Origin of the sequence: uncultured Cardiobacterium sp., from assembly GCF_938028185.1 — a bacterium.
Taxonomy (GTDB): domain Bacteria; phylum Pseudomonadota; class Gammaproteobacteria; order Cardiobacteriales; family Cardiobacteriaceae; genus Cardiobacterium.
In genome coordinates this window covers 1-3,372 of the sequence record NZ_CALJAH010000112.1, presented here as the reverse complement: position 1 = coordinate 3,372, position 3,372 = coordinate 1, and the positions used below count along the sequence as shown (strand labels likewise).

Below are 3,372 nucleotides of genomic sequence, written 5' to 3'. Positions count from 1 at the left end.
TACATATACCTGACGAATATAGGCCACTACCTTGTATGTTTTGTAAGGAAGATATTTTAGAGGATAAAAGAATTTGTCATTCTATGGCAATATTGTTAGAAACTCCATCAGGGAAAATAGGATTTTTTTATGGATGCAAGTCGTGTCTCTATAATTTTGAGAATGACAATGGCTTTAATGGCAGCTGTTGGATTGAATTAAATCAAGCATTACATAGAGAACAGTTCATTACATGGAATAATGTAATAGATCAAATAACAGAAGGTAAAGAAAAGATGGAAAACTTTGATCTTAATAGGGGTATTTTCGATCGTGCCATCCAGCAAAGAATGGTTTCTATAGGCACATGGATTTAATTTTTTCTCGTTGCGGATTGGATTAACGCACAGCGCGTAACCCAACAGCAAAATCAATTCAGCATATCTATATTGGGATACGCTATTCTTCGCTAATCCATCTCGCAGCTTCTCTCATTTATACATACAGGGTAGTGCTTATCCTGTATGTATAAATTCAAATCCCCAGCCATCAGGACAGCACCATGCAAACCGAAACCCTCGCCTTCGCCCAATACTGGCGCAATTCCCTCGCCGATGCCGAAACCAGCAAAGGCGCATTTCGTCTGCAAGATTGTGGCGCGTTTCTGCAACTTTCGCCAGAAACCTTGGCGAGCGGTATTGCCTCGGCGGAAATTGTAGAGAAATGCTTTGCCGATGAAAAAGCGCAAACCCATTTCGTCGAAATTGTCCTGCGCCCTGAAGTCTATTGCGCCCCTTTACAACACGGTGTTGTGGCAGAAAATGGCAATCCGCCGATAATCACACCAATTATTACCCCCGCCCTGTTATATCGCGATGGCAGAATTTATCCCAGCGCACAAACCATTATGCCGCGCGATATTTTGGAACCAATTGACGAGGGCAGTTTTTCCATTGGCAGTGTCGCCCAGCGCGATGAATGGCTAAGCCGCAATCCGATTCCCGGCGTGCCGGAATATGACGAAAACGGCGCGCCGCTTGATGACGAATCTTTTTATCGGGAATGGCAAAGCTGGCTGGCGGATTGCCATTGCTTCCTCGATGGCGTCGCCCACGATTGGCTGGACAACAATGAATACCAGCGCGCCAATTATGGCTATCTGCTCAAAAAAAGCATGATTAAAGCGAGTATGCACATCCTCGCCCTCTATGACCATTTGCAGAAAGAACAACCCGCTGCGCCGCTCTTTGCCAATTATGCCCGCGCCGCCCTCACCCCCACCGAACCCTGCCTGCCCGCACACAGCGCTTTTACGGAAAGACTGGCGCACGCCAGCGACCAATACCCGCTGGCAGCAGCACAACGCGATGCGCTCGCCCATCTATTGCACAGCGCGCATGGCGACATCCTCGCCGTCAATGGCCCGCCCGGCACCGGTAAAACCACGCTGCTGCTTTCCGTCGTCGCCAGTCTTTGGGCAGAAGCGGCGCTAAAAGAAAGCGAGCCGCCGGTCATCGTCGCCGCTTCCACCAACAATCAGGCAGTAACCAATATCATCGACGCCTTCGGTAAGGATTTCGCCCGTGGCAGCGGTATTTTTGCCGGACGCTGGTTGCCCGATATCGCAAGTTTTGGCGCCTACTTTCCCGCGCGTGGCAAAGAAGAAGCGGCGGCGAAAAAATACCAAACGCGCAGCTTTTTCGAGAAAGTCGAAAGCGACGAATACTTTTACCATGCGCAAGCGACCTATTTGCAAGCCGCCGCCAATGCTTTCCCCGCTATCAGCAGCGTGCAAGAAGCGGTCAATGCTCTGCATCAAGCATTGCAAAAAGAAGTCTTAAAACTGCAGGATATTGAGAATGCCTGGGCGCATCTATCCCGTGCGCGTAATGCAATGAAAAAAGCATTGGACGATAATTACCAGGAAGCATTGAACCAAATCCGCCAAGAATATAAAGCCACGGAAACAGAAAAAGAAAAAATAGATACGCTGCTAGATGAATGGGAAAACTATCGCGCCAAAGAATCGCTTTTGTATGCTTTCTTTTCCTGGTTGCCGCCGGTCGCAAAAAAACGGCTGCGCCTCGCCCGCCTGTTCTTAAAAACGATATGGCCGGCCGCTTATGCCGAGCCGCAAGGGAAATCGCTAGATGCCATCGAAGCAGAAATCAAAACCCTTGCCACGCAATTGCAGCAACAATTAGCAGCGCAAGCGCAGCTACTCGCACGCGGTGAGGAACTCAAGCAAGCCTTGCAACAAAGATTGAAAGAATGGCAAACGGTATTGCAGCCGCTAAAGCTGGACAAACCCGCCGCAGAATGCGATTTGCAGGAATGCGATGCGCGCGCCGATACCCATATTCGTTTCAAAATCTTCCAACTGGCGACGCATTATTGGGAAGGACGTTGGCTGTTGGAAATGGCAACGCTGTTGCCAGAATTGGAAAAAGAAAAACGCAAAACGGGACGCAAAGCGCTGGAGCCGCGTTGGCGACGCCGCATGAAATTAACGCCGTGCATTGTCTCCACCTTTTTCATGCTGCCCAACGAAATGACAGTTTCCCGCCATGAAGGCGGCAATTCCTTCTCCACGGATTATCTGTATGACTTCGCCGATTTATTGATTGTCGATGAGGCGGGGCAAGTACGCCCGGAAGTTGCCGGGGCATCCTTTGCATTGGCGCAAAAAGCGCTGGTTATTGGCGACACCCTGCAAATTGCACCGATTTGGTCGCTACCGCCAGCGGTGGATATTGGCAATATGCGCCATGCGGGATTGCTCAATGGCACAAATGATACTGACCATTATCAGGCGCTATGCGAGCTGGGCAAATCGGTCGCTTTCGGCAGCGTCATGCAAATTGCACAAACGCGCAGCCGCTATCATTACAATCCTGAATTGGCGCGTGGAATGTTTCTTTATGAACACCGCCGCTGTTTTGATGAGATTATCGCCTATTGCAATACGCTTTGTTACAAGGGGAATTTGCAGCCCAAACGTGGCAAAAAACTGCAAACGGACAGCCTGCCGCCAATGGGTTATTGGCATATTGCCGGGCATTGCCAGAAAACCAATGGTGGCAGCCGCCACAATCAGGAAGAAGCGGAAACGATTGCGCAATGGCTTGCCGCTCAACGTGCAACACTGGAATCGTTTTATGATTTGCCGCTGCATCAAATCGTCGGCGTGGTAACGCCTTTTGGCGCACAAGTGCGGGCGATTGGCAAAGCCTGCCGCGAGCAAGGGATTGCTGTTGGTCAGGGCGAAGACAGCATGACCGTCGGCACGGTGCACGCCTTGCAAGGCGCGGAACGATCGGTCATTATTTTCTCGCCGGTTTACAGTAAAGATGCCGACGGCGGTTTTATTGACAGCAGTCCCAGTATGCTCAA

2 protein-coding genes are annotated in these 3,372 nt (G+C 50.2%); both read left to right on the top strand.

The window, feature by feature from the left end; genetic code table 11:
* On the top strand, positions 1–356 hold a 356-nt coding region (locus Q0349_RS03545; protein ID WP_298079499.1), incomplete at its 5' end, for a hypothetical protein.
* Between the two features lie 185 nt (positions 357–541).
* Positions 542–3,372: AAA domain-containing protein (locus tag Q0349_RS03540; RefSeq protein WP_298079498.1), on the top strand; the 2,831-nt coding region annotated here is incomplete at its 3' end.